Origin of the sequence: Sphingobacterium sp. SGL-16 (assembly GCF_011043515.1) — a bacterium.
GTDB lineage: Bacteria > Bacteroidota > Bacteroidia > Sphingobacteriales > Sphingobacteriaceae > Sphingobacterium > Sphingobacterium litopenaei.
Genome location: NZ_JAAKGQ010000093.1, coordinates 1 through 2,854 on the forward strand (window position 1 = coordinate 1; position 2,854 = coordinate 2,854).

The following is a 2,854-nucleotide window of genomic DNA, read 5'->3' on the forward strand; positions in this document are numbered from 1 at the left end:
TATCGAATTAGGCTCATCAAGCGAAGTAAAATCAATGGTTTATTTAGCTGAAAGGTTAGAATATATTAATCATACAAAAGCCACTGAACTTAATCAACAATGTACTGAAATATCTAAAATCATCACTGGTCTAATTAAATATTTAAAATCAACTGGTAACTGACTACAGACAACTAAAATACAACTAAACATGACAACATTAGAAATAGGCGCAAAAGCTCCAGAAATAATTGCAAAAAATCAAAAAGGTGAAACCATAAACCTATCGGATTTCCTTGGAAAGAAAGTAATCTTATACTTCTACCCAAAAGATAATACGCCGGGCTGTACAACTGAAGCGTGCAATTTCAGAGATAATTATCAATTCTTATTGGGCAAAGGATTTGAAGTATTAGGAGTAAGTATTGACAACGAGCAATCACATCAAAAATTCATTGCAAAATTTGAATTACCATTCAACTTATTAGCGGATGAAGACCAAAAAATCGTTAACGACTATGGTGTTTGGGTAGAGAAAAATATGTACGGTAAAAAGTATATGGGTACTGCCCGTACGACGTTTGTCATTAACGAAGAAGGAGTAATTGAACATATCATCAAGAAGGTAGATAATAAGAATGCGTCTCAACAAATTTTGGACTTATACGAAGCCAAATAGCTGTTGATTTTTGACGTAGAATTTTATACTTTTACCCCTTATGAGCAAACAAACAGACGACTTTTTCAAAAACATTATATCACACGCTAAAGAATACGGTTTTGTATTCCCTTCAAGTGAGATTTATGACGGTTTGAGTGCCGTATACGATTACGGACAATTAGGTTCAGAACTAAAAAATAACCTGAAGACATATTGGTGGAAATCCATGGTGCAGTTGAATGAAAACATTGTAGGTATCGATGCTGCAATCTTCATGCACCCTACGACTTGGAAAGCTTCTGGGCACGTAGATGGATTCAATGATCCAATGATCGACAACAAAGATTCTAAAAAACGTTACCGTGCAGATCAATTGATTGAAGATAAAATCGATCGTTATGAAAAAGACGGTAAAACAGATAAAGCAGCTCAATTACAAAAAGATTTAGATGATGCATTAAATGCAGATGATTTAGTGCGTTTGAAAACAATTATTGAGGAGCATAATATTGTATGCCCTATTTCGGGCACAAAAAACTGGACTGACGTACGTCAATTCAACTTGATGTTTGCTACGCAAATGGGCGCAATGGCTGATGGTGCTGAGCAAGTTTACTTACGCCCGGAGACAGCACAAGGTATTTTTGTTAACTTTTTGAATGTTCAAAAAACCGGAAGAATGAAGATTCCTTTTGGTATCGCTCAAATCGGTAAAGCATTCCGTAACGAGGTAATTGCTCGTCAATTTATCATGCGTATGCGCGAATTCGAACAAATGGAAATGCAATTCTTTGTACGTCCAGGTTCGGAAATGGAATGGTACAACAAATGGAAAGAAACACGTTTAAAATGGCATTTGGCATTAGGAGCCGATGCTGCAAAATACCGTTACCACGATCACGCTAAATTGGCGCACTATGCTAATGCAGCTGTAGATATCGAGTATGAATTCCCATTTGGTTTCAAAGAAGTGGAGGGTATCCACTCTCGTACTGACTTCGATTTGAAGCAACACCAAGAATATTCAAAACGCAAAATGCAGTATTTCGATCCTGAGATCAACCAAAATTACATTCCTTATGTAATCGAGACTTCGATTGGATTGGATCGTTTATTCTTGACTGTATTGGCAAATTCATTGGTTCACGAAGATCTTTCGACAGAAGAAAAACAAGATTCACGTGTGGTGTTGAAATTCCACCCTGCTATCGCTCCAGTGAAAGCGGCTGTATTACCATTGACTAAGAAAGATGGTCTTCCAGAAAAAGCACGTGAAATCATGGCAAAATTGAAATTGGATTACAACATTCAATACGACGAGAAAGACGCTATAGGTAAACGTTACCGTCGTCAAGATGCTATCGGTACACCGTACTGTATTACTGTAGATCACCAATCATTAGAAGACAATATGGTTACTATCCGTCACCGTGATTCTATGGAACAAGAACGTGTAGCTATCGAAGATTTAAGCCGTATTATCGGAGAGCGTGTTAGCTTAACAAGCTTGTTAGCACAACTAGCATAATAGAGATTTCTCTACAAGATAAAGATTAAAGAGTAGCATAATTGCATATGCTACTCTTTTTATTTTTTATATTTGTGTTAAATTTTTTAGCATCAAATAGCTAAAAATAAATACACAAACGAAATGAAAACTCTAAAAGTTATAGCCCTCACCGCATTAGTTGCAATTTCAGGTATCGCAAAAGCCCAACAACCAGTCCAAACAAATACATCTATCGAATCAACTAAGCCTGATACGATTACCCCTACTGTACTTACAGAAGAACAAAAACGTCTACAGGAAGAAGCGCTATTAAAAGCTAGTTTGGAAGCTCAAAAGGCTGCCCAAAAAGCAGAGAAAGAAAGATTAAAAGCCGAAAAAGAACTAAAAAAACGTCAAAAGGAAGTTGAAAAGCAAGCTAAAAAACTTCAAAAGCAACAAAAAGCACTTGAAAAAGCAACTAAAAAATTTGATAAAGCTTTAATAAAAGCAAACAAGCTGGAAAACAATATCAAAAAGCAAACTGCTAAAATTGAAAAATTAGAAGATGCTTTAGATAAAAAAATTCGTAGAAATCGAATTTCTGATATCGACAGAGAAAAAGAAATTATCAAAATCAGTAAAGAGCAAATTAAATTGAAAGAACTAGAACAAGACTTTGAGAAGGCAGAAAGAGATGTTAAGAAATTAAGATAACAAAAAAGGGG

The 2,854-nt window shown here is 35.5% G+C and carries 4 protein-coding genes; all 4 read left to right on the plus strand.

Annotated elements, in window-relative coordinates; genetic code table 11:
- Position 1 precedes the first annotated feature (1 nt).
- The 4 genes from G5B32_RS17760 (at position 2) to G5B32_RS16730 (ending at position 2,843) form a co-directional block, all read left to right on the plus strand.
- Positions 2-163 carry a four helix bundle protein gene (locus G5B32_RS17760; protein WP_410528470.1) on the plus strand — a complete coding sequence of 54 codons (162 nt, stop codon included), beginning with the start codon at positions 2-4 and terminating at the stop codon, positions 161-163.
- 27 nt (positions 164-190) lie between these two features.
- Complete coding sequence (gene bcp, locus G5B32_RS16720; RefSeq protein WP_165292634.1) at positions 191-658, plus strand: thioredoxin-dependent thiol peroxidase; 468 nt, start codon at positions 191-193, stop codon at positions 656-658.
- A gap of 40 nt (positions 659-698) precedes the next feature.
- Positions 699-2,168 (plus strand): glycine--tRNA ligase, encoded by a 1,470-nt coding sequence (locus tag G5B32_RS16725; protein ID WP_165292635.1) that lies wholly within the window; start codon positions 699-701, stop codon positions 2,166-2,168.
- A 123-nt stretch (positions 2,169-2,291) separates the two neighbouring features.
- On the plus strand, positions 2,292-2,843 hold the full coding sequence (locus tag G5B32_RS16730) for a hypothetical protein (RefSeq protein WP_165292636.1): 552 nt from the start codon (positions 2,292-2,294) through the stop codon (positions 2,841-2,843).
- Positions 2,844-2,854: the final 11 nt, after the last annotated feature.